The organism is Proteus sp. FZP2095, from assembly GCF_023701425.1.
Taxonomy (GTDB): Bacteria; Pseudomonadota; Gammaproteobacteria; order Enterobacterales; family Enterobacteriaceae; genus Proteus; species Proteus cibarius.
On record NZ_JAMQBJ010000001.1, the window covers coordinates 1,057,521 to 1,082,701 of the forward strand.

Consider the following 25,181-nt stretch of genomic DNA (forward strand, 5'->3'; position numbering starts at 1 on the left):
TTATAAAAATGTAATCAATGTATATTCTTCTTATCTTGCTGATAATTTCCATCATCATCTATATAGATGACTGTAATGACTTGGTTGGTATCAACTTGCCCTTTATATTCAATTTTTTGTTTTGAAAACGGCGCTATCATTGTGGCCTGAATTAAAGATTGCTCTTTATTCTCTTGTGTATATATTTTGGAAATCGTAAAAAAATAAGCTGAAGAATTACTAATCTCTAAATTCTGCTGTTCCTTTGTAATCTCAATCTGTTTAAAAATAGCGTTACTCGTTAACTCGAGTTGTTTAGGGCGATAAAAAAGCTTAATACGAGTTTGTAATGCTAATTGCAACGTGTTTGTATTTTCACCACTGTTAGGTTTAGGCGGAATATCAAGCACATTAAGATAAAAAATAGACTCTCTATCTTGAGGCAACTTATTGTCTAATTGTTGTATTTTTAATTGTGCTCCTCCATTAGAGGAAACTTTCATTATGGGAGGGATAACAATAAAAGGAGCCGTTGTTGTCTCAGGGGTTGATGCAATATCACCATCATCTATCCATGATTGGACTAATGTTGGTTGTTCACTGCGATTAAAAATTTGCAATGACAGTGTTAATTTGTCCATAGGAAAAATTAGACGTGTACGTTCAAGTACTACACTCGCTTTTGTTGTCGATGTTATAAGCATAAAAAATAAAATAAAAGTAGCATTCATTATTTTTTTCATTAGATACGCTCTTTAGTCATAAGACATTACTAATGTCGCTGTACTTGTTATTTTTCCTTGAGTGACTGAATTAGCATTATAAGGATAGTAATAAGCCCCCATATTTATCGAAAATGCAGAGAATAAGTTGCCACCTTGATTAACACTGAAAATACTGGTCGCACTGCCTTGAGAATTAATATTGTCAGAAAAAATAACGGGGCTATTGATATTATCGCTTTTTACTACACGGAACCCGATCCCTCCTGCACCTTGCGCTGTTGTATTAGTTAATATAGTTTTATCTGTCGCCAATAAATTTTGGCTTGATAAAAACATCTTAATATTTCTAGACGTTTTTGAGCCACTTAAAAAGTCTTGGCACGTAAAATTTAATGTAAAAGGTGTGTATCCTGCTTTATCTACCGTTTTTGCATCTTTTACACTGATTAATGGCAATGAAACAACTAAACCCGCATTAGAAAAATTACAGGTTGTCATTACAGGATTATAAGTAATTAGCATTGGTTGTAAGAAAATATCATTTTGATCAACTGGCCATTGCCACGTTAATAAGAATTGCACAAGTTTAATAACAATATTAAGTAACCACTGAACTAACCCAACACTCGATGCATCTGACGCTAAAATAACAGGATTAACAACCGCTGTACTTCCACTCACCTCTTTATAATTGGTCGAGGGTTTACTACTCAATAACGTAAATTTTAAGGTGAAATTAGTATCTAAATCTGATGCAGGGTGTGTTCCCGCTGAAATATTCGTTACATTATCTTTTTCTAATGCTGTTAATGTAATAGAGACAAACTGCTTCCCACCATTAAAACCAATTGTTCCCGTTCGACCATCATTAAAAGGTGAGGCAATACCCACAGTATTAGGAAATAATACCCCTCTTGCATTACATTTAAAGGTACCCGGAAATATTGTTCTACTCGTTTTTGTTACAGTTGTTGAAGCTGCATTTAAATCTGCAGACAAATCAAAGTTAATATTGGGTGCCGTAATAGTGTCCTCAGGTTTACAGTTAGCAATTGCCTGTTGGCTTATCGCACCTAATAAAATTATAAATATAAAAGCTGGTGATTTCATCGCGCTTTCCTTTATCGACAAATATTACTATTTTTATCCATCGTATTTATTAAATGCTCCACAACACATTCCATTTTTTCAGCTTTATTTAATTTTACAAAGATTGATGAAGGTAACTCATCACTTTTTAAATAAAGCACACTTGATTGTCCGACATAACCAATACTCTCTTTTTTATTATTTAAAACTTCTGTACCGAAAGGTAAACTTTCATTATTTTCTAAAGATGCTTTAATAATAAATGTCTTACGTTTATCCGTTGTTAATCTGAGGTAATTAACTGCGCCTAAATACGGAGTAACCTGAGTTGTATTTCCAACAAGCTCAGCATTTGAAGGCATTTCTGTATTTGTTAAAGTATAATTATTTGTACGATAAGGGATACTATTAGGCACTAATACTATCCCTTGATTATTGGTTAATGTGGCTTTATTTCCATTAACCATCATATTATTGGCCATAGGTGCTTCGATAAGAGTATAGGTATTCCCTGTATTACCTGAAAAAACAATATGATTAGGTACGGCAACAACTGTTCCTCTAGCGCCTAATCCTCCCTGGCGATAATTATTTGCTTCCGTATAAGATGCAGATAATGTGCTATATGGATGACGATAACTCACATTTGCGCCGACTAAATTATTTCCACCCGTTTGATTTGAACCTGTTAAAGTATAATTAACTAGGTCATCTTTACCTGCTGTTCCACTCATACTAATTGTAGATTGCTGGTAACGTGAATCAGCCGCATAAATTGAAGTATTAATATTGGCTCTTTTATCAAAAAATGAAATCGGCACACTAATATTAAAATAATAACGAGTCTCTTCTTTATTATCGTAATTTCTTAACTTTGAAACAGAAAGATTATACGCAATATCTTTATAATTATTTGAATAGCCTAACTGATACTCGCGATTACTCTCATCTGTATTCCAATAGTTTCGATGTGTCCCTGAAAGAAAAACAACACCACGCTGACCACCCAAATATTGATTAAGATTTATGGTAAACGTATTTTTTGCTCTAGAACCTCGTAGTGCATCAAACGTTGATAAATCAAGATCAGATACTGCATTATTATTATTTTGCTGTTGAGCAATATCATTTTGATAGTCTTTCCAAGCTTTATAGTTGTCATGAGCGTAAATTGAATCTACAAAACTATAATAATCACGAGTAGAATAACGATAAGCAGCCAATGTTAAATTGGTTAATGTCGCATCCATATATTTACTATAAGCAAGCCGAAAACTTTGCCCTGTTTTTTTACCTGTCTGTAAATCTGCCGTTGCATGTGTTATATCTGCTGAAATTGCCCCAAATTTAAAATTCCAACCACTACCTATCAATGCGGAGTAATAATCTTCACTGACAATACCGCCCGCATAAACAGTAACTAAATTATTAAGACCATAATGAAACTCACCTTGTGCAAATTTAGGCCGATAATTTGTATTACTAATTCGTGATTCACCTAACGTTACGTTATAACGATAAACATCTTCTTTTAACATATCAGGAACGGCTGAAAACGGGACAGTGAAAGATCCCCTTCTCCCATCTGCTTCTTGAATAACCACTAAGAGATCACCACCTCCCGCAGTAGGTTGTATATCTCGAAAGGAAAATTCACCCGGAGGCACATTTTCTTGAAAAACTAGATTTTCATTTTGATAAACACTCACTAGCGCATTCGTCTGTGCAACACCACGAATAATGGGCGCAAATCCTTGACTCGAATTAGGGAGCATACCCATTTCTGTTGCCAGTGACGCCCCTCTAAATGGAATACTGGTAAAAAGCGCTATTGGCGTATAAAAATCACCAATTGTTAATCCTGAAGTTATTTGGCTAAATGCCTTATAAACATAGCGCGTATTGTTTTTCCATTGGCTTTTGCCGTGAGAATAATAAGAGTAGTTAGATTCATCTCTAAACTGCCATGCACCTAAATTCACACCTGAATTAATATTGGCAAAAAAACTCTCGTTATTGCTTTTACTTCCTTTTTTTTCTTTATAGTTATAGTAGTTTAAATTATAAGATAAAATCAGAGCTGAAATACCTTGTTGCCAATAACTTGGATCAACATACCCTACCTCTGATTGTTTCACTGAAATCTGAGGAGCATTAATATCAAGCCTTAATTTATTAATATCTAATGCCGACGTCACGCCTTTTGCCAATTCATTTGATAGTATTGTTTTTTGCTGTGCAATTTTTTGTTTCGCAGATAGAGATAAATTTAAACCAAGTTTATTTACATCCACGGTTTCAAAACTAATCTCTGCGTGTTCACCTATTACATTTATTTCAAATTGTCCTTTCCATACTTGATTGACATAAACATCGACAAGTTGTTTTCCTTCAGGAATTTTGTCGTCAATATAAAATCGTGAAATATCTCCATTCTTTGAATTTCCAACAAGTAAAGATGTATCAAATCCCTCTGCATACAGATTTTGAGTATAATTTTGTATTCCTAAAAAAATAAGGATTGAGAGATATCTTGGATTATTCACGATGTTATCTCGATTAGAGTTTAATATTTTGTGATTTATAAACACCAAAATCATCAACATAAACAACAACAACAGAATTATTTTTTAATCTATTAATTAATGGTAACTCACGAGAAGATAACGGTGGGATCATTTCAGAATCAGCAAGAGTAATACGTGGCATTTCTTCAGTAGAAATAGAAGCTATAGTGAAATGATATTGTGAGTTATTTTTAACTAAAACCTTATTACCATTTAATTGATAAGTTATTTTTTCATTCACTAATTCAGGATCATCTGTTAATGCAGTAGGACGATAGAAAACTTTAATTCTTGTTTTCATCGCCAATTGTAAATAGCTTTTTCCTTTTAGTTCTTGTGCATTTTCAGGAATATCTAATACATTTAAATAATAGACTTTTTCAAAATTACTTATCTGTTTTTCATCGGAATTTTTTATTCTTAGAGTTTGCCCTTGCCTTCCTACTATTTTGACAATTGGTGGATATAAATAAAAAGGAGAATTTGCATTTTCTGGTGTTGAATCCATATCTCCATCATCTATCCAGCTTTGTACTAAAGAAGCTAAATCACCATTATTCGTTAATTGGATATTAACACTACCAACGCCTTCATAATAAATAACACGAGTACCATTGATAATGATATTGGCTAATACAGTCGAGGGTAATATCAAGATAATTAAAAGGAATATTAATTTTTTCATTATAACCACCCCAAAAAAGCCAGACCCATTGAGTCTGGCTTTTTATATTATAAATAAGATACTGTATAAATAACGTTAGAGTGTACTGGCCCTGTTTTAGCCGCTGTTGCATTTGTTTTATAGTAACTGGCAATTAAGCGTAGAGTATCTGAATCTGGCGCTGTTTTATCGCCTTTAATACCTGTATCAAAGGTGGCATTTAGTGGTATAGCAACGGTTGGTGCAGCAGGAGTTGATAAACTAAAGCCGACGTTTTTTGCAACTAATGGATCATTTTCATTCGAAGTATCATTAACTAAATATAATCCACTTGTTGAAATAGTGTTTGCAGATGAGAAATGTATCTTTAAATTACTTCCACTTGGAGTAGATGCAGGAGCACAATCAGAGAATGTCAAAGCAAACTCTTTTTGATTTTTGGCAATAACAGTATTTGCCGTTGTTCCAGCATCCGTTACGGTAATAGGATCTAATAGAATAGAAAAGTCCGCACTATTTCCCCCATTAATTGTACAAGTGGTATCACTAATAGCACCAGAGAAAGAAATGATCCCCCCTGCGCTGTTGGTTGCGGCAAATGCCGACGACGACAATATAGCCACTGATAATAATGACAGTGGGAGTTTATTTTTAAACATATATAACTCCAGAATAGATAAATATTTAATTAGCAAAAATAAGATTCTATTATTGCCATCATTAACTAGAGGTAACAAAAAATCCTAGTCAATTTGATATTAGTCATAACTTTAAAAACCAACAAATAAATTTATCTATTTTTTAAAATACGTGATTTAAGTCAAATTTAATTAAGTGAGAGGACTCTTAGTTAATATGTAAATGTATTTATATTTCAATATCATCATTTAATATAAATATTATAAACAAAATAACAATAACAATAACAATTAATTTATTAATAACCAATCTAAAAAAGAATACTCCTAGATAAATCACTTCACTTTGGAATTTTTTATTCAAATCAAACGCCCCATAATTAATAAAAAAGATAAATCATATAAGATAAAATAAAAAATAAAGATAAAGGCCACATTAATATGTGACCTTTTAAATTTCATACAAAAATTCCCATGATCTATTTAATCATTATAAGCAGCTAATACATGCTGACATAATGTAGAGCGCACACAATCTTCTTGCATAAATTTAATCACGCCTACTCGATTATTAGCTTCAAATCGAATCAGGGCATCCGCTAATCCAGACGGTACATTAGTAGGTAAATCACACTGGGTAATATCACCATTAACCACAACGGTGACATTTTCGCCCATTCTGGTTAGAAATAATTTCATTTGATTTACTGTAACATTCTGTGCTTCATCTAGAATAACAAATGCATTTTCAAAAGTACGCCCTCGCATATAAGCGAAAGGTGCAATTTCAACTTTACCGATTTCAGGCCGTAAACAATATTGTAAAAATGAAGCACCTAAGCGTTTCACTAATACGTCATAGACCGGACGAAAATACGGTGCAAATTTTTCAGCAATATCGCCGGGTAAGAAACCGAGATCTTCATCTGCCTGCAACACTGGTCGAGTAACAATAATACGTTCTATTTCTTTATTAATTAAAGCATCGGCAGCCATTGCGGCACTAAGAAAGGTTTTACCACAGCCCGCTTCTCCTGTGGCAAAAATAAGATTTTGATGCTTAATTGCATTCATATATTGGCGTTGTGCTTCGTTGCGAGGAGATAACACACGTTCATCACGCTTTTCTCTCGCCATACCAATAGTATTAATATCTCCAAATCCCGGTAAAACCATAACATTATCTCGATGCGCTCCATTACGTTGTTCTTTACGTGAAGTGCGCTTATTTTCTCGGCGTAAACGTGTTGCTGCTTTTTGTCTACTCATAGTGGTATTTACCCTTGTTAGTCTTCAAAAAGTCATCGACATCCCTATTTATATTCCATTCACTTGCCGGTGAGTCCCCTTCAGACTCTGTTTAATCGCAGAAAACAAAAAAACCGGTCACAATCCTGAACATTAAACATCAATGAACGGTTGTTGCCGGTTTTCTGTAAGTAACGAGATATTTCCATTGCTTCTGTCATTCATATTCCCCATCATGGAGTTAGAGTGAAAATTAACGAAGCTTTATGACAGTATAATGACAAAATAAAAATATTTTCAATACTGAGATGATTTATAACGAGATGGACTTAACATAAAAATAACAATAAGTGTTATTTTGGGGGGAATAAATGAATTTCTTACGACTACCTTTTATTTATTGGTTACTACTTAACCTCATTCCATTTATTGGTTTTGAACTTCACTCAGGCTCTCTTAAGGTGGGCTTCTTTTTTTATCTCGGTTTACTCACCATTATGACTTCTGGGATCTGGCTTTTTTATTGCCTCTCTTTTTTTATTAAACAAAAAACGTCTCCTAACCCCAATCACACACCTCGACAATTAGTGACAAGTGGTCCTTATAAAATAAGTCGCAATCCTATGTATCTTGGTTTTTTGGATATCAGTATCGGGTTATTTTTTATTTTTGGTAACTGGGGGTTTTTAGGAGCTGCAATTGCGTTTTATTTTATTACTGATCGCTATACGATAGTACGTGAAGAAAAAATCTTAAGTGAATTATTTCCACAAGCGTGGCAACAATATTGTCGCCACGTTCGTCGTTGGATGTGAGCTAAACAATTACGATTAAGGCTGTTTACAGTTATTAGCTAAACGGTAACCTGCCTTAATGGCCTCACCCTCTGTTTTAAAAAAAACCGCATTTTTATCTGACATTGTTTTATAACCAGAACAATGTGCAAAATGGTAGATCTTGCTATTAATATTACCTTTAATATCTTCAGATTGTGATGTATTTACTTGTTTAGGCGTTTCAGTTTTGGCTTTAGTGACTGGCGCACTACTTGTTGCAGATAATCCAGCACCGCTATTTTTATGTCCTAATTGCCACTTCATTTGACCTGTCACAAACGGATTATGATATCCAACAATACGAGCAATACGGTTATCACGCTCTTTTTCCCACGCTGTTGGTGGATAAGCATTATCCCAAGCCATTAATAACTGTTGTTGTTGGCGTGACATAGAGAGGTTATAGCGATCATGTAAGTAGAAATAAACCCTTGCTACTTGCCCTTTAACTTCATTACGAGGTTCAAATGTACGTGACGCGAAGTCAACACGGCTACGGCATTGACCATATTGATAAGATGCTTGTGCTGGTAATTGTCCAAAACTAAAATTGCTACGATCCCCGTTAACTTCACCTATAGATGGCGCTAAATTGTGTAAATCAGCTTCAATTTTGCCAAATACAGGATCGTTTTTCACACAATTAGTTCTGCCTCCATTTTGCCAACATTGGCGTTGATGACCAAAAACCCATGCAGGAACAATATGCTCCCACTCAATACGTTCTGCTCTTGTTTGTTGGGTTCTGACTTTATAACCACAACTGGCTAAATTAACACGTCCACCAGATTTACCTACCCATTCCCAATCACAACCACAATAAATAGTGCCTTGTGACTTTTGATTTTGATCATAATAAATACGTTCTTTTGCTATCTCTTTCGCTTTTGTAAAATTCTCAGGGGCTTGCGCTTGAACATTTAGCGTAATAAAAAATAAACCCAACACAACCGCGGTATAGTGTAATATTTTTCTCAAAGTGGTATCTGCCTTACTCTTTGTTTTATTAAACCCAATAAAAATTATCTTTAATAACCAACTGATAATTTAGTCTAATCTTACCTTTTTTTTATTTATTTTGGGCAATCTTTCTTGCTATTTTTTATATAAAAAATAAAACAATAAGCGTGAATGGTGATAGAAAAAGCCGTTATTCTCGACATTAACGCAAAAGGGATTTGCTATGGTTTAGTCCATCAATGATTTGGAGAAATTTAAAAATGAATGAGAATATGCTGAATTTGATGGACGAATTAGTCGAGATAACAAAAAAGCATGCGAATAACGAAGATGTTAAAGCGCATGCTAGTTTAGAATCTGAGAATAAATTACGAATTCAAATTATTATTTCTGACAAAAATGAACTGGATATTACATTAAATTCATTACAACACGCGATGTAAGTCATTATACACTCGGACGCTTGCGATATAACCATAATCCCGGCAAGGATAGCCCTATAGAGAGCGCACCGACAATAAATGAAGCTTTAAGGAAATTAGTAACTAAAGCTTCAAAAATTTCCGCGCTATAACCAATTTGTGTTAATTTCACCACTGAGATCATCGCTATATATGCATTTATTCCGGGGAACATTGGAATAACCGCGGCAACAGTAAAAACTTTAGGGTGTGCAAGCCACCAGCGTGACCATTGAATACCAATGCAACCTACTAAAATGGCGGCACAAAAACTTGCCCATTCTATGTTCATCCCGCTCATTACTAAAACAGTACGAGAGCCGTGCCCTATTGCTCCTAATAGTGCGCAATATTTTAATGCCCTTGAAGGTACATTAAATACCATCGCAAAACCTACTGCGGGAATAGCAGCTAAGATCATATCTTCAATTAGGGTGAGAAGTATCGTTATTATGCCCAATCTCTTAACCCCCATACTGCCATAGCTAAAATAACCCCTAAACAGGTGGCTAAAGTTAACATTGTTGCCATTGCCCAACGCGCTAACCCTGTATTAACGTGCCCTTTAAACATATCAGCAACAGCATTAATTAAAGGAAATCCGGGAACCAATAATAAGACGCTGGCAGCCATTGAAATAGTCGCCGTAGTTTGAAAATAAGAGAGTTTTAATAATAGACCTGAGACTGAAGTTGCCACAAATGCAGTAATACAGAAATTAATTAATGGGTTCATTTGGCGATGTGTTAATGCTTGGCGAACAAACATACCAAGACCACCACCAATGGCAGAAACTAAAAAGCCATCCCAATTACCACCATTTAATTTAGAGAAACAGCCACATGATAAGGCAACCATAAAAATAATCGCCCAACGTGGATAACGTAACGGTTTTATATGCTCAAAGCGTTTTCTTGCTTCATGAATATCTGCAAGGTGATGTTCGACCAAAATAACAATATGCTGAACTTCTGTCACAACATGCATATTAATACCGCGATCGACAATCTTACGTGTTGAAGTTTGGCAATGCCCATTAACAATCGTAGTTAATACCACTGCATTAGCAGAAATTGCACTTTCGACTTGATGTACACCTAAAGCTAAACCTAGGCGGGTTGAAAGCTGCTCAACCAACATACTTTCTGCACCATGTTGCAATAACAACAACGCAGTTTGAATACATAACTTGGTAATTTCACGCTGTTCATCTTGTGAAATGGCAGTGCAATCCGCCATTATCTCATTATCCATACTATGCCTTAGTTTTAATCAAAAACGAGCCACTGCTAATATAAAGTTTATCAGCATAGCTCGTTTCTCGCTCTATTATCTTTCAATACTATTATGAACAAATAAAATATTTAAGGCTGTAGATAGATCAATTTTATCGATGTGTAGTCATAAACATTGCCATAGAAAAATGCAGTACAGTAATAAAATTACTCATTTTTAACTCACATAATTAAATAACTATCACTATTTTAATAAAAAAGCACTCATACAAGTGCTTTATAAACTAATTTAATTAAGAAAATTAATAATATTTAATTACTTCAGTAAGTCATTAGCTTGGATATAAGACTCAACCAGAGTTTCTGCAACGAATACTGGTACCCCATAAACCGCAGAAATAACAGAAGAGAGTTGTACCAGTTGCTCTTTATCATTTTTTTGTAGATCGGCGGTCATTATCATACCTGCACAATATTCACTAAGAAGTGCTTTCCCCTCTTTAAGCCAACGTCTAACCGCCTTCATCCCTTCCATATCTTCTTTTTTATGCTCTTTGTCCTTTTTATTGATGGAAGGGTAAACTAGAACAAATTTTCTTTTTTCGTTTAATACAATATCCATTTCAGCAGTCCAGTTATTGGCATCTTCCAGTGTTTCTGGAAATATTTTCATCGTAATAACAGGAAATTGCTCAACATCCATAACGGTAAAAGTTTTATTATTCAACATAATACTCATCTCTAATTAATAACAACCACTCCACTTTAGAATGACTATCATTCTCAATCAATAAAGATCCGAGTATTTAAAATAAAACCGCATTAATAAGCAATCGCACTCACATATCAATTAAAAATGGCAATGCTTAAATTTAAAAATAAAAAACCCCTAAATCGAGATCTAGGGGTCGCATATTATTTTCTAACTTTTATAAAAATTTTAACGAACAACTAAAACAGATTGCTTAGCATAAGCAACAATACCTGATGCATTTGAACCCAATAAGTGTGTTGAAATACTTGGGCGACGAGAACCGATTACAATTAAATCTGCATTAATTTTTTCAGCGAGTTCTAAAACTTTATCTCTTGCAGAACCAAATACGGCTGAAAATTCGACTTGTTCATTTGGTAAATCAATGCCATCAGCTAATTCTTGCAGTTGTTCTTGTACACGCTCAAGTGCTTTATTTGCAAAAGAGCTGAGCATGTCATAATGATAGCTATAACTAATAGAGAAACGTGAAATATCAGGAATGGCATGGAAAAGGTGCAGTTTTGCGCCTTCTAATTTGGCAATATAAACAGCGTGTTGTAAGGCTTTAGTCGTTAACTCATCTTCTGAAATATCAACAGGTACTAGAATTGTCTTGTACATAGCAACTCCTCATTATCAGATTATTGTCTGTTTATTATTGTAGCGTATCCCACAGCTTGCTTATTTAATCTTCCTCAAGATGCCATTTATGCAATTGTCGATGAATAAAAGGTGTCACTACAAGCCCAATTGATAAAATAAAAACACACTGAAGAAATAAACCATAAATTGCAATAAAAAAGCGCCCTGTAGGGGTTGCAGGTGCTGGCTCTACCGGTTGACCACTTAACATAGAGATTGCATTTAATGAAGATTCCATAAAACTATGTCCTTCAATTAAATAAAACCCTAATACGCCGGGTAATAACCCTAAGAAAAAGAAAATAGAGCCTATTACATAATAGCGTAAGATGCGTAGAATAAAATGATCAAGCCTTAAAAGTTCTTGGGTAAATTTTTCCATTCTTATCCACTTTCTAGACTGTTTATTCGATAAACGGCTTATTGAATAAATAAGATAAGCTACGCAAAAAAACTAAAAAATATGCTATGAGGAATACTCATAGCATATTAGTAATATATTAACGAACCACTAACACTGAAATTTCAGCATAGCGAACAACACCCGCAGCTGTTGAGCCTAATAAATGAGTACTGATATTAGGTCTACGTGAACCAATCACAATTAAGTCTGCATGAATATCTTTTGCTGTGACTAAAATTTCATCACGTGGTGAGCCAAAAGTAACCGTATAAGCGACCTTTTCAGCAGGTAAATCCACCGAATCTACCAACATTTGCATATCATTCTCTGCTTTCACTGTCGCTTTATCTTTAATTTCTGGATAACCCAGTGAATAAGCATTAATGATTGCTGAAGAGATAGGAAGAACATGAATTAAATGTAAATTAGCTCCCGTTTCTTTTGCTAAATACACAGCATGTCGTACCGCTTTACTGGTTAACTCTTCTTCTACAATATCAATAGGCACTAAAATCGTTTTATACATAATAACTCCTCTCAACTCTCCATTTGCCTTAATCCTATCGCAATAACCCAAAGATTACTGTGAGTGAATTAACTAAAAACAACCTAATCTTAATATAAACCTACTTTAATTATTAATACCTTAAGCTAAAAAATAAAAGTGCTCATTCAAAATAGTTTGCATTATGTTGCTGTGTTAACGTCCATATTTGATTGCGAATATTTCGGATAGTATCAATCAATTCTGATGCAGTTAATCCTATTGGCCCAATACCTTTTTCAACTAAGATATCCGCCGCCATTCCATGTATCCAAACCGCACTTTTTACCGCATCAGACATTGTCATTCCTTGCGCTAAAAAACTGCCCATAACACCTGTTAGCACATCGCCACTCCCTGCGGTTGATAATCCACTATTACCGGTTGTATTAATCGTTAACTCCCCTTTCGGAGATGTTACTACAGTATTTTGACCTTTGATTATTGCCCAACAATGATAAAGCTTCGCAATCTCTTTCGCCGCTTCTTCTCTGTTATTTTGAATATCATTTAGCGTGCAATTAAGCAAAATAGACGCTTCTTTAGGGTGTGGTGTTAATACACAATGCTGATTAAGTGAGCATTCTGATTTTAATTTAGCCATTAACACTAATGCATCCGCATCAAAAACATAGGGTATATTTTCATTACGTTGTGCCAAAGCTATTGATAAGCTCTCTTCAGAATTTGCAGATAATCCTAATCCACATCCAATTGCCCAAGCAGAAATATCTTGCTGATGTATCAATGTCAGTGCTGTTTTGAGCATAAGCTCTGGCGCACTATCAATAAAAGGGATAGGAAGCTGTGACTGAGCAAAACCAAGAAATACCTTTCCGCACCCTGCTTTCAATGCACTTTTACCGGCTAATACAATCGCGCCACTCATTCCTTCTGCGCTACCTACAATGCCTAATGTGCCAAATGTTCCTTTATGTGTATTCCCTGACTTGCGCTGATAAAGCGCGGGATAATGAGTGATCGCATGTAATAGTTGTTCTTCATTCATATTATTTTCCTCCCCGCCTTTTTCTGCATTTTTTCTTATTGCTGGCGATGATTGCCATACCACATCTGTTTGTATTAACGTTCAAAACATAATGTTCAAAGTATAGCGTGGTTTCAACAAATAAATGGGATCACAGACTATTTTGTATCTTTATCATGCTAACAATTTCAATATGATAAAATGCTTTCATTATCACTATTCATACCTTGCTGAGACTTTGCTATTCTAATGACCTAGCTTGATATGATTTATAAATTAAAGACAAAGGAACGTAGATAATGAACGAGAAGTTTAAAACACAAGCAGATGTGGAAACATTAGCAGAAGAAGTGGCTTGTTTAAAAACACTAGTCACTTATATGTTAAAAGCATTAGGCCAAGCAGATGCAGGTCGTATTATTTTAAATATTGAACGCGCGATTGCAGAAGTTGATGACGAAAAACAAGCAGAGACATTCCGTAATACTATTAGCCAAATTAAAACTGTTTATCGCCAATAATTGATTTATTTTGGATTGAGTACTAGTACATATTTTTATTCTGTTTTCTAAACTTTTTGTGCTGCACAAATAAACAAAAATTAGTTTTAAATTCCTATATACTTAATCTCGAAATAAACCATTCTTTATTCATTTAGCTACCCCTCTATCTCTATAGAGGGGATTTTTTTCTCTTTTATTCCCATTTTTTAACTCTCCCATTAAAATTTTTTCATATTTTATAAATAACAATTATTTTTTTATTCATTATTTTAGCTAATAATCTGAATAATAAATTCTTTTTGTTAAGAATTTTTAATGTTATTTGAATTAGAGAAGAAGATAAAAAATTTTATACTTTGAGTATGGTGATTACAGATTAACCTATAGAATACAGCAGATTAAGTTTAACTTAGTATTAACAGGTTATCATTTTATCCTTATTTTTATATTTAATTCTCTATTTTTCATTATTAACGTAAATAAAAATCAATATCATAAAATGCAAATAAAGATAAATCCTAATATTATTAAATTTATGTTATTTTATTTATTGTTAATTATAATTTTCATTTGAAAATAAAAGCCTAGCTTATTGTCCTTAAACACAATTACAACTATGAAATTAGATTCAATCGAATTAAAGAAATTAACGTTTTATATTTTTACACTTATTCTGATTTATCGTCACTCCAGTTTATATGTTACACTCAATGAGTACGTACCAAAAAATAAACATGAGGCTAAAATGAAACCACTTCTCTTATCTCTGCTATTATTACCCGCAGTTGCTTTTGCCAACCCAACAAAAATAGCTGATGATTACTGCGATACCTTTAAAGATATCTCGATTAAAGCTTACGATACAAAAGAGCCAGCAGAAAAAATTGCTAAAGATGCAATAGCTTCTCTAAATGTAAAGAAATTCGATTTTGCAAAACTAGAAACAACTGAAGCACAATTTACTGAAGGTACTATCGAAGTTGTTAACTCTTTACGTGATGCAAAAGCTGAAATGGGTACTCGTGCAGAATTCCAAGAAGGACTTACTCAAATCATTGCTGCTTGTAAAATTCAAATGATCTCTGCATTAGAAGAGCAAAAAAAATAATCTTCTCATTAAGAAATGAGTAGTAATCAATTTAAAGAGTAGAAATTATTCTGCTCTTTTTTATTTCCTTCCTCTCCATCACTTATTCTTTTTACTTTTCCTTTTCTCTCTTTCTCTATAACTAACTATCTATACTCTAAATAATTCAAGGTGTAGCTAGGCGACAAGTGAATGAGTTGCTAGGAGCATACAAGTGTATGTGACTAGTGCGAGTGAATGAAGCCAACAACGCTACGGCTTGAAATACAACGAGTAAATACTCTAAATAATTCAAGGTGTAGCTAGGCGACAAGTGAATGAGTCGCTAGGAGCATACAAGAGTATGTGACTAGTGCGAGTGAATGAAGTCAACAACGCTACGGCTTGAAGTATGACGAGTATCAATTATAGAGTATCTATCTATCGATATTAAGGTTTATAATACCTCGGTAAATACTTGTTAGTACTGGCCATAAAAAGGAGATATTGTGAGCAACGAACAATCCATCCAGCGTTTAAGAAGACTACGCCAGTCCGAAAACCTGCGCGCGCTCTTTCAAGAAACAACGTTAACTAAAAATGATCTCGCTCTACCTATATTCGTAGAAGAAGGGCTTGATGATTACCAACCTATTAAAAGTATGCCGGGTGTCGTTCGTATTCCTGAAAAGCGTCTTGCTTATGAAATTGAACGTATTGCAAAAGCAGGCATTAAAACTGTCATGACTTTTGGAGTATCGCATCACCTTGATGAAACAGGGAGTGATGCTTGGAAAAGTGATGGCTTAGTTTCTCGCATGTCTCGTATTTGTAAAGATGCAGTACCAGAAATGATTGTCATGTCTGATACCTGTTTTTGTGAATACACATCACATGGTCACTGTGGTGTTTTACATGGTGAACATGTTGATAATGATGAAACTATCTATAATTTAGGTCTTCAAGCCGTTGCCGCGGCACAAGCTGGTGCGGATTTTATCGCACCATCTGCTGCAATGGACGGTCAAGTCGCTGCTATTCGTGCAGCACTTGATAAAGCAGGATTTAGCGATACAGGTATTGTTTCTTATTCGACTAAATTTGCTTCTGCTTTATATGGTCCTTTCCGTGATGCAGCCGGCTCTCGCTTAATTGGTGATCGTAAAACTTATCAAATGAATCCAATGAACCGTCGTGAAGCAATTCGTGAATCATTAATTGATGAGCAAGAAGGTGCTGATATGCTGATGGTTAAACCCGCAGGTGCTTATTTAGATATTATTCGCGATGTACGTGAACGTACTTTATTACCTTTAGCGGCTTATCAAATCAGTGGTGAATATGCTCAGATTAAATTTGCAGCATTAGCCGGTGCAATCGATGAAGATCGTGTAGTAATGGAGACTTTAGGTTCAATTAAACGTGCTGGTGCGGATTTAATTTTATCTTACTTCGCACTTGATTTAGCTGAAAGAAACCTACTTTAACCACCTTATACTCTGAATAATTCAAGATGCAGCTAAATGACAATTGCAATAATGCTCAGCCAACAACGCTGCAACTTGAAGTATAACGAATGCTTAATTATGAGGTTAATATGGATAACTGCATTTTCTGTCAAATCGTTGCTGGAAAAGCCCCTTGCCATAAAATTTGGGAAGACGAACACCACCTTGCTTTTCTTTCTATATTTCCGAATACCAAAGGCTTTACGGTTGTTATTCCTAAAAAACACTATCCAAGTTATGCCTTTGATCTCAGTGATGAAGCCTTAGCGCTATTAGTTATTGCGACGAAAAAAGTGGCAAAAATCTTAGATAAAACATTTCCTGATGTTTCACGTTCAGGAATGTTTTTTGAAGGATTTGGGGTTGATCATGTTCATAGTAAACTTAGCCCGATGCATGGCACTGGTGATATGACAAATTGGGCACCTATTGAAAATAAGCAGAAGATTTTCTTTGATAAATATCCAGGTTATCTTTCATCTCACGATTTCGAACGAGCAAGTGATGAAGAGCTTTCACAACTCGCGGCACTAATCAGAAAAAATAACCAATAATAAAAATCCGACCTGCTCTTTTTATACCTCTATAAAATTTTTAGATATAAAAAACGCTCAGTCTTATTTTAAGCTGAGCGTTTTTTTATCAAGATTAAAAGCATTATTTAGCTGAAAGCTTCGCTTCCATCGGTAAATAAGACTGAACTTTCTGTTCAAGGAGTTCAATTAATGCCGGATCGTTAAAGCGATAATTATCAGGTATTCCCAATACATGGGCTTTTTTATAGCGCATGGTTGCAGGAAAATGTGCAGATAATCGATTTAAATGTTTAGATTCCATGACAAGCACTAAATCAGCCCATTTTAGTAATTCGTTATCAACCACACATTGCGCATCTTTACGCGTACCTGCTGAAAGTGTATTGATGCCTTCTCTATCTGCAAATAACAATTCTGCGGTTGGACTTCGCCATTGATTTTTACTGCAAATAAACAAGATATTCATCATTACTCACTATCAGATAACGCATTTAATCGACGCTGACTACGAGAAATTCTTGGGTATTCGATTCCTAGTTGTGCAGCTCTGGTCATTTTAAGTGATCGAGTATATAAATTAGACCATTTCTTTTCTGGTTTAAACATCACTCGTGAACAACCCATTTCTTGATGTTTATTTTTGCGGTTAACACATTGGCGCCAACCACGATCTCTTTGTATAGACATAAAAACCTCTCAGATTAAAGGGATAGCAGCCGCAGTAATACGGAGAGTGTCTAACAATGTGATATTCTAGTTGAATCAGGTAAATCCACAATGGTTTATTTCTGTACCAAAGTAAATAAGTAGATCTTTATTTAACAAAATATTTAGCTAAATAAACAAAAAGCGAGCATTGAACCTTTATAAAAATAACGGACAAACCATTATCTGATTTATCCGTTATAAAAAATGAAATCTATAAGATTATTTATAATTAACCAGTGTTGGCTTATCTAACATAATTTCTGTTTTTGCCGGCTCAGTTTGTGCAATAACTTTACCTTGGCGAATAGAATAACGTACAGGTACTTGACGACGTAAAGCATCAAATCCGTTATCTGCTGGCAGAATAATAAAGTTTGCACTATTTCCTACATCAACACCATAATCCGTTAAAGCGAGTGTTTTTGCGCTGTTGTGGCTAATTAACTGTAATCCGTTATCTATTTGACCATAGCCCATTAATTGACAAACATGCAATCCCATATGTAAAACTTGGAGCATATTTGCTGTGCCTAATGGATACCAAGGATCAAAGACATCATCATGACCAAAACAAACATTAATATTACTTTCTAGCATCTCTTTGACGCGAGTAATACCACGACGTTTTGGATAGGTATCAAAACGACCTTGCAAGTGAATATTAACTAAAGGATTCGCCACAAAGTTAATACCAGACATTCTTAATAGTCGGAATAAACGTGAAGTATAAGCGCCATTATAAGAATGCATTGCGGTCGTATGACTGGCTGTCACTCTTGAGCCCATATTTTCTTTATGTGCTAAAGCGGCAACCGTTTCAACAAAGCGAGATTGTTCATCATCAATTTCATCGCAATGAACATCAATTAAACGATCATATTTTTGTGCTAATGCAAAAGTTTTATGCAGTGATTCAACACCATATTCACGCGTAAATTCAAAGTGTGGAATAGCACCTACAACATCAGCACCTAATTTTAATGCTTCTTCTAATAATGCTTCACCATTAGGGTAAGACAAAATACCTTCTTGTGGAAAAGCAACAATTTGTAAATCAACCCAAGGTTTAATTTCTTCTTTCACTTCCAACATGGCTTTTAATGCTATTAGCGAAGCATCTGAAACATCCACATGGGTTCTAACATGTTGAATACCATTAGCAATTTGCCATTGCAGCGTTTGCCATGCACGTTGCTTAACATCATCGTGAGTTAACAGTGCTTTTCTTTCAGCCCAACGCTCAATACCTTCAAATAATGTTCCCGATTGATTCCAATTCGGTTGCCCTGCTGTTTGTGTTGTATCTAAATGAATATGAGGTTCAACAAAAGGAGCGTGAACTAAACCACCTTGCGCATCTAATGCTTCAGGATGAAAATTAGTTTCAGGTTGTGACTCTATCGCTTCAATTTTGTTGTTTTTAAGCGTAATACGCCACAAACCTTCTTTTCCAACCAGACGAGCATGATTAATTTGTTCGATATTCTTACCCAGCATGACTTATCTCCGCTTGTCGAGCTGTACGACGATTTAATATTGGATTTAACACAGCGTAGCTTATTGCGCCCCCTAGCACAGCATTAACAGGCACAATACCCGGTAACCAATGCCCTGCAACAATACCTATCGCAACAGCAAGTAGCGCTACCCAGTTAACCGATTGCATTGTAGCAATATTAAAGGTGTTATAGCGTGCTTTATTCATCAGATAATCTGCAATAATAACGCCCCCTACTGGTGGAATTGCTGCAGATAAAAAGGTAAGCCAACCTACAAAGTTATTATAGAGCCATAACGCACAGAGCGTTCCGATGATACCGTTTATGACTGAAAGTTTTTTACTTGATAAACCAGTGATATTGGCAAAACCTAATCCTGATGCATATAACGCATTATCATTGGTTGTCCAGATATTTAAGCCTAATACGACAATCGCTGGAAGTAATAATCCTTGCGCAATCATCACATCAGAAATATCTGCCATTCCCAGTGAAGCTGCACCTGCAGCGCCAAAGACAAACATTAATGTATTGCCTAAGAAAAAGGCGATAATTGCAACCACCACCGCTACTTTAGGGTTTCGCCCAAAACGTACGAAATCAGCCGTCAGCGTACCTGCACTAATAAACGATCCGACAACCATCGCCAGCGCTAAATTAAAATCTAATGGTTGAGCAGGTTTAACGGCCATTAGCGTTGAAAGCCCCCCCATATCATGTATAGCAAGATAAACAGAGTAACTTCCAAGGATTGCGATAGCAGGAACTGCGATGATAGAGAGAATAGTGAGAGCAGAAATACCGAAGAATACTGTGATGGTCATTAAAATGCCGGAAACGGCGATAAGGAGATTAATATCAATACCAGTAGCTTTTCCTACCGGGATGGCAAACATTGCCACACCCACACCAAACCAACCAACCTGAGTACCACCGAGTAAAAATGAGGGAAGCCAAGAACCTTTAATACCGAAAGAGTAACGCGCGAGGAGATGAGTAGTAAGACCTGTTTTTGAACCAATAAAACCAAGAAATGCGGTGTAGATACCAAGAAGAAGATTACCAATTAGAACTGCGAGGAAGAAATCATTAAAGGAAAGACCAGTACCAAGAGCGCCGCCAGTCCACATACTGGCTGAAAAAAACGTTAATCCCAACATCACAAAGGTTAACGCTAATCCACCCTTTCTTGCGGATATGGGCACTGGGCCCTGACTATAATTGTTGTCCTGAGACACTTTAACCCCCTATTAATTTCACCAGGCCAAAAAAATCTGACGAATTCTATCTGCATAAAAATATTATGCAAACGTTTTCGTTGTCTGTTTACGATAATTAATGGAATGCTTCAGTTATGGAGAGTTGATATTCATCACAAAAATGGCAGGAAAAACGTTATTTTACTTGAATTTACCTCGTTACTTTGGATTTCTTTTATAAAGTAATTTTATTTAGAAATATTTATGATAAAAATTAATCATATTTTTTCTTGAATATTTAGGATTTATATAAATTATTTTTATATAATTTCAATGTCAACAAAGAGGAAATAATGATGAAAAGACAAAAAAGGAATTTACATTCCTCTTTTGTCTGCCTTAATTTATAGGCTTATATTTGTTTTTCTTACAGGTTGATCTCCTGCAACATAATAGTCAGCTTGGCTTTTAGGTAAAGGATTTATTCCTCTCACTTTATCTGCTAGTTTTTCTGCCATCATAATTGTAGTTGCATTCAAATTCCCAGTGATTATTAATGGCATGATAGATGCATCAATAACTCTTAAGTTTTCTATGCCGTGTACTCGACCTTCCCCATCGACAACTGCCATTTCATCCGTTCCCATTTTACACGTGCCACAAGGATGAAATGCTGTTTCAGCACGTTCTCTGACAAAAGCATCAAGCTCTTCATCACTTTGAATATGTTTCCCTGGGCTAATTTCTTCTCCACGATAAGGATCTAATGCCGGTTGTGCCATTATTTCTCGAGTGATCCGAATTGCAGCGCGAAACTCTTCCCAATCTTGTTCTGTGGACATGTAATTAAACAAGATACTAGGATGATGATGAGGATCTGTAGAGGCTAATTTTACTCTCCCTCGACTGGGTGAACGCATCGATCCTACATGTGCTTGAAAACCATGAACATCTACCGCATTGGTGCCGTTATAATTAATGGCAACGGGTAGAAAGTGGAATTGAATATTGGGCCACGCATATTTTTCGCTAGAGCGAATAAATCCGCCAGCTTCAAATTGATTGCTTGCACCTATACCTGTTCCTTGAAATAACCATTGTGCACCAATCTTAGGTTGGTTATACCATTTTAAAGCAGGATAAAGTGAAACAGGCTTTTTACATTCATACTGCAAATACATTTCTAGATGATCTTGCAGATTCTCCCCAACCCCTGGTAATACATGCACAGGAGAAATATCAAATTCATTTAATATTTCTTCAGGCCCAATACCAGAACGTTGCAATATTTGAGGTGAGGCAATTGCCCCCGCACAAAGCAATACTTCTCGACGGGCTTTTACATGATGAAGAGTGGTATTTTCCCCTAAAAAATAGCGCACACCTATTGCTTTTTTTCCTTCAAACTCAATAAAATCTGTTATGGCGTGAGTCTTGATCGTTAAGTTTTTTCGTGCTTTAGCTTGATCAAGATAACCTCTTGCGGTGCTTGCTCGGCGACCTTTCGGTGTGACTGTTCTATCCATTGGGCCAAAGCCCTCTTGCTGATAGCCATTAAGGTCAATCGTTCTTGGATATCCTGCTTGTACACCGGCTTCAATCATCGCTTGAAATAAAATATTATTGCCTTTTTTCGGTGTTGTTACACTTACAGGCCCTTTATCACCATGATAGTCATTGGCACCAATATCACGAGTTTCAGCTTTACGAAAATAAGGCAAGCAACTTAAATAGTCCCACTCTTCAAGACCAGGCAATTTTGCCCACCCATCAAAATCCATTGCATTACCACGGATATAGCACATACCATTAATTAATGATGATCCACCTAGCCCTTTTCCTCGACCACATTCCATACGTCGGTTATTCATATAAGGTTCAGGCTCTGTTTCATAAGCCCAATTATATCGCCTACCTTGTAACGGATAAGCTAATGCTGCTGGCATTTGTGTACGAAAATCGAACCTGTAGTCCGGACCTCCAGCTTCAAGGAGCAGCACAGTAACTTCAGGATCTTCTGTCAAGCGGGTAGCAAGAACGTTACCGGCTGAACCAGCACCGATAATAATGTAGTCATAGACCATTGTTATCTCCTCTGTTTCAGTCATTAAAAAAAGAATGGATTAAAAAACGGATGAAAACTCCCCAAGTTCAACTTGAATAGATTTTGTTTGAGTATAATTCTGTAATGTAACAAGCCCGTTTTCACGTCCCACCCCAGAATGTTTATAGCCACCAACCGGCATTTCTGCTGGAGACTCGCCCCATGTATTTATCCAACAAATTCCTGCTTCCAATTGGTGAATAACACGGTGAGCTGTTGTGAGATCTTTAGTGACCAGACCTGCGGCCAAACCATAAACGCTATTATTTGCACGTAAAATTACTTCATCTTCAGTTTGATAACTAAGAATACTCATCACAGGGCCAAATATTTCGTCTTGCGTAATTTGCATATCATCTGTGCAATCAGTAAAAACTGTCGGTGCAACATAAGCACCTTGCGCAAAATCGCCGTCTAACAAACGATGACCACCACAAAGTAATCTCGCCCCTTGGGTTTTGCCTAACTCAATATAACTCAAGACTTTTTCAAGATGAGAGAAACTGACTAGAGGACCAAAATTGGTGTCCATTTCAAGAGGAGAGCCGATTCGAATACGGGAGACACGTTCAGTGATTTTGGCTTCAAATGCTTTTTTTAACTTTTCTGGTACAAATACGCGCGTTCCATTGGTGCAAACTTGGCCTGAACTATAAAAGTTAGCCATCATTGCAATATCAGCTGCGGTATCTAAATCTGCATCATCAAAAATAATTAAAGGTGATTTTCCACCAAGTTCCATTGTCACTTCTTTTAAGCTTGATGCAGAAGCATTTGCCATCACTTTCTTACCAGTTTCAATTCCACCAGTAAAAGAAACTTTCGCAATGTCAGGATGTTGTGTTAACCATTGCCCCACGTTCGCTTTTCCTGTAACAACATTAAAAACGCCTTTTGGCAATCCTGCTTCAGTATATATTTCGGCAAGTTTTAATGCTGTTAATGAAGTCATTTCACTTGGTTTAAAGATCATGGCATTACCTGCGGCAAGCGCAGGTGCAGATTTCCACAACGCTATTTGAATGGGGTAGTTCCAAGCACCAATCCCAGCCACAACACCTAAAGGCTCACGTCGCGTATAAACAAAAGCGGTTTCTCTAAGCGGAATTTGCTCTCCTTCAAGTACGGGGATCAGACCTGCGTAATATTCTAAAACATCAGCCCCCGTCACAATATCGACATAGCGCGTTTCAGATACCGGTTTACCTGTGTCTAAGGTTTCTAAATGAGCCAATTCATCATTACGTTCACGTAAAATATCAACAGCGCGTCGCAAAATTCGAGAGCGTTCCATTGCCGTCATTGCGCCCCATATTTTTTGTCCCTGCTTGGCACTTTCAACGGCCCAATTGATATCTTCTTCACTTGCAGATTGTAAATGTGCGATCACTTCACCATTAGCTGGGTTAATCGCTTCAAATTGCTCACATTCCGGTTGTGCACAATCAACATATCCACCATGAATATAGAGTTTTTGTAACGGTGGGTTTGGCATATTTTCTCCTTTATTATTAGTTTTTTAAGTCTTTATTTGACTCCGATTTGTCAATTGCATATCGATATATTCATTAGTAATGGTTTTGGCCTCTTCAAGAGAAAATGGTGCATGACTTAATGCACTTCGTAGCCATAAACCATCGATTAATGCTGCTAAACCTTTCGCAGCTAAACGTGCTTGATCTTTCGTAAGAACGCGCCCAAACTCGTAACTTAAATTGGAATAAAGCCTTCTATCATTGACCTTTTGTAGACGATTCAAATTAGGCTGATGCATACTACTCGCCCAAAAGGCTAGCCATGTTTTCATTGCAGCTTCACTGGTTTGAGAGGTATCAAAGTTACCTTCAACAATAGCTTGAATACGTTGTTTAGGTGTTGCATCACTTAACATCCTTAAACGTATCGCCACCGCAAAACCCAATTGATACTGGATATGGCGCATTGCAGCTTCCAGCAATCCATTTTTATCACGAAAGTAGTGACTAATAATGCCGTTAGAAACACCGGCTTTTCGAGCTATCAATGCGATGCTCGCCTCTTGCATTCCAACCTCATTTATAACGGTTAACGTTGCTTGGATTAATTGCTGTTTACGTATCGACTGCATTCCTATCTTCGGCATGTTTTAAAGACCTAAAAAATACATTGAACGCTTTTATTAAACGTTTTTTTAATTGAACATTCAATCAATATTAACTATTGTTTATCACAATTAATTTACATTTTTATATGGGAGGACATTGTGAAAATTTGAATCTTTGCAACTAATTCAATTAGTTAACAAAGAATGCAACTTTTAACTTTTAGATAAATAAATTTTTG

Annotated in this window: 27 protein-coding genes; 6 read left to right on the plus strand and 21 right to left on the minus strand. The window is 35.8% G+C overall.

The window, feature by feature from the left end; genetic code table 11:
• Positions 1-14 precede the first annotated feature (14 nt).
• The 6 genes from NBG71_RS05020 to phoH form a co-directional block, all read right to left on the minus strand.
• On the minus strand, positions 15-722 hold the full coding sequence (locus NBG71_RS05020; RefSeq protein WP_138158014.1) for a fimbrial biogenesis chaperone: 708 nt from the start codon (positions 720-722) through the stop codon (positions 15-17).
• Positions 723-734: 12 nt separating this feature from the next.
• A complete protein-coding gene (locus NBG71_RS05025) occupies positions 735-1,814 on the minus strand; it encodes a fimbrial protein (RefSeq protein WP_250916591.1) in 1,080 nt (359 codons plus the stop codon).
• An 11-nt stretch (positions 1,815-1,825) separates the two neighbouring features.
• Complete coding sequence (locus NBG71_RS05030) at positions 1,826-4,339, minus strand: fimbria/pilus outer membrane usher protein (protein ID WP_250916592.1); 2,514 nt, start codon at positions 4,337-4,339, stop codon at positions 1,826-1,828.
• Positions 4,340-4,352: 13 nt separating this feature from the next.
• Complete coding sequence (locus NBG71_RS05035) at positions 4,353-5,045, minus strand: fimbrial biogenesis chaperone (protein ID WP_250916593.1); 693 nt, start codon at positions 5,043-5,045, stop codon at positions 4,353-4,355.
• A 47-nt stretch (positions 5,046-5,092) separates the two neighbouring features.
• Positions 5,093-5,683: a fimbrial protein gene (locus tag NBG71_RS05040; RefSeq protein WP_075670953.1), complete on the minus strand. Its 591-nt coding sequence runs from the start codon at positions 5,681-5,683 to the stop codon at positions 5,093-5,095.
• A 462-nt stretch (positions 5,684-6,145) separates the two neighbouring features.
• Positions 6,146-6,931 (minus strand): phosphate starvation-inducible protein PhoH, encoded by a 786-nt coding sequence (gene phoH, locus NBG71_RS05045; protein WP_075674290.1) that lies wholly within the window; start codon positions 6,929-6,931, stop codon positions 6,146-6,148.
• 350 nt (positions 6,932-7,281) lie between these two features.
• On the opposite strand from phoH, the gene NBG71_RS05050 reads away from it, so the two are divergent.
• The gene (locus NBG71_RS05050; protein WP_250916594.1) at positions 7,282-7,725 is read left to right on the plus strand and encodes a methyltransferase family protein; all 444 of its coding nucleotides are present in this window, start codon (positions 7,282-7,284) and stop codon (positions 7,723-7,725) included.
• 15 nt (positions 7,726-7,740) lie between these two features.
• Here NBG71_RS05050 and NBG71_RS05055 read toward each other — a convergent pair whose 3' ends face one another.
• A complete protein-coding gene (locus tag NBG71_RS05055) occupies positions 7,741-8,724 on the minus strand; it encodes an endonuclease (RefSeq protein ID WP_250916595.1) in 984 nt (327 codons plus the stop codon).
• Between the two features lie 242 nt (positions 8,725-8,966).
• Between NBG71_RS05055 and NBG71_RS05060 the strand changes: the two genes are divergently transcribed.
• The gene (locus NBG71_RS05060; RefSeq protein ID WP_036912881.1) at positions 8,967-9,149 is read left to right on the plus strand and encodes a hypothetical protein; all 183 of its coding nucleotides are present in this window, start codon (positions 8,967-8,969) and stop codon (positions 9,147-9,149) included.
• Between the two features lie 4 nt (positions 9,150-9,153).
• Here NBG71_RS05060 and NBG71_RS05065 read toward each other — a convergent pair whose 3' ends face one another.
• From NBG71_RS05065 to NBG71_RS05095, 7 genes are all read right to left on the minus strand, one after another.
• A complete protein-coding gene (locus tag NBG71_RS05065; protein ID WP_088495400.1) occupies positions 9,154-9,627 on the minus strand; it encodes a threonine/serine exporter in 474 nt (157 codons plus the stop codon).
• Positions 9,618-10,421, minus strand: a complete 804-nt coding sequence (locus NBG71_RS05070; RefSeq protein WP_099660326.1) for a threonine/serine exporter family protein — start codon at positions 10,419-10,421, stop codon at positions 9,618-9,620. The genes NBG71_RS05065 and NBG71_RS05070 overlap by 10 nt, the downstream gene beginning before the upstream one ends.
• Before the next feature lie 297 nt (positions 10,422-10,718).
• Entirely contained in the window at positions 10,719-11,132 is a 414-nt protein-coding gene (locus NBG71_RS05075; protein ID WP_075674299.1) for a hypothetical protein, read from the minus strand.
• 210 nt (positions 11,133-11,342) lie between these two features.
• Positions 11,343-11,780 carry a universal stress protein gene (locus NBG71_RS05080; protein ID WP_075674295.1) on the minus strand — a complete coding sequence of 146 codons (438 nt, stop codon included), beginning with the start codon at positions 11,778-11,780 and terminating at the stop codon, positions 11,343-11,345.
• A 64-nt stretch (positions 11,781-11,844) separates the two neighbouring features.
• A complete protein-coding gene (locus tag NBG71_RS05085) occupies positions 11,845-12,183 on the minus strand; it encodes a hypothetical protein (protein WP_075674296.1) in 339 nt (112 codons plus the stop codon).
• Positions 12,184-12,301: 118 nt separating this feature from the next.
• Positions 12,302-12,730: a universal stress protein gene (locus NBG71_RS05090; protein WP_075674297.1), complete on the minus strand. Its 429-nt coding sequence runs from the start codon at positions 12,728-12,730 to the stop codon at positions 12,302-12,304.
• 142 nt (positions 12,731-12,872) lie between these two features.
• Complete coding sequence (locus NBG71_RS05095; protein ID WP_099660325.1) at positions 12,873-13,757, minus strand: NAD(P)H-hydrate dehydratase; 885 nt, start codon at positions 13,755-13,757, stop codon at positions 12,873-12,875.
• A 278-nt stretch (positions 13,758-14,035) separates the two neighbouring features.
• On the opposite strand from NBG71_RS05095, the gene NBG71_RS05100 reads away from it, so the two are divergent.
• The 4 genes from NBG71_RS05100 (at position 14,036) to NBG71_RS05115 (ending at position 17,367) form a co-directional block, all read left to right on the plus strand.
• The gene (locus tag NBG71_RS05100; RefSeq protein ID WP_036936466.1) at positions 14,036-14,257 is read left to right on the plus strand and encodes a DUF2594 family protein; all 222 of its coding nucleotides are present in this window, start codon (positions 14,036-14,038) and stop codon (positions 14,255-14,257) included.
• A gap of 727 nt (positions 14,258-14,984) precedes the next feature.
• Positions 14,985-15,347, plus strand: coding sequence for a hypothetical protein (locus NBG71_RS05105; RefSeq protein ID WP_075673783.1), 363 nt, complete (start codon positions 14,985-14,987; stop codon positions 15,345-15,347).
• 467 nt (positions 15,348-15,814) lie between these two features.
• Positions 15,815-16,792: a porphobilinogen synthase gene (gene hemB, locus NBG71_RS05110; protein ID WP_072064069.1), complete on the plus strand. Its 978-nt coding sequence runs from the start codon at positions 15,815-15,817 to the stop codon at positions 16,790-16,792.
• A 110-nt stretch (positions 16,793-16,902) separates the two neighbouring features.
• The gene (locus NBG71_RS05115) at positions 16,903-17,367 is read left to right on the plus strand and encodes an HIT family protein (protein WP_075673782.1); all 465 of its coding nucleotides are present in this window, start codon (positions 16,903-16,905) and stop codon (positions 17,365-17,367) included.
• Positions 17,368-17,470: 103 nt separating this feature from the next.
• On the opposite strand, the gene NBG71_RS05120 is transcribed toward NBG71_RS05115, so the two are convergent.
• The 7 genes from NBG71_RS05120 to betI all read right to left on the minus strand — a co-directional run bounded on the left by NBG71_RS05120 (position 17,471) and on the right by betI (position 24,981).
• On the minus strand, positions 17,471-17,815 hold the full coding sequence (locus tag NBG71_RS05120; protein ID WP_083629117.1) for a low molecular weight protein tyrosine phosphatase family protein: 345 nt from the start codon (positions 17,813-17,815) through the stop codon (positions 17,471-17,473).
• A 2-nt stretch (positions 17,816-17,817) separates the two neighbouring features.
• On the minus strand, positions 17,818-18,036 hold the full coding sequence (locus NBG71_RS05125; protein WP_069369007.1) for a hypothetical protein: 219 nt from the start codon (positions 18,034-18,036) through the stop codon (positions 17,818-17,820).
• Between the two features lie 240 nt (positions 18,037-18,276).
• Positions 18,277-19,554, minus strand: coding sequence for a cytosine deaminase (locus NBG71_RS05130; RefSeq protein WP_075673780.1), 1,278 nt, complete (start codon positions 19,552-19,554; stop codon positions 18,277-18,279).
• A complete protein-coding gene (gene codB / locus NBG71_RS05135; RefSeq protein ID WP_109419794.1) occupies positions 19,544-20,794 on the minus strand; it encodes a cytosine permease in 1,251 nt (416 codons plus the stop codon). Before codB ends, NBG71_RS05130 begins: the two co-directional genes overlap by 11 nt.
• Positions 20,795-21,159: 365 nt before the next feature.
• On the minus strand, positions 21,160-22,839 hold the full coding sequence (betA, locus tag NBG71_RS05140; protein WP_211839052.1) for a choline dehydrogenase: 1,680 nt from the start codon (positions 22,837-22,839) through the stop codon (positions 21,160-21,162).
• Positions 22,840-22,878: 39 nt separating this feature from the next.
• Entirely contained in the window at positions 22,879-24,354 is a 1,476-nt protein-coding gene (gene betB / locus NBG71_RS05145) for a betaine-aldehyde dehydrogenase (protein ID WP_250916596.1), read from the minus strand.
• A gap of 24 nt (positions 24,355-24,378) precedes the next feature.
• The gene (gene betI / locus NBG71_RS05150) at positions 24,379-24,981 is read right to left on the minus strand and encodes a transcriptional regulator BetI (protein WP_075673777.1); all 603 of its coding nucleotides are present in this window, start codon (positions 24,979-24,981) and stop codon (positions 24,379-24,381) included.
• Positions 24,982-25,181: the final 200 nt, after the last annotated feature.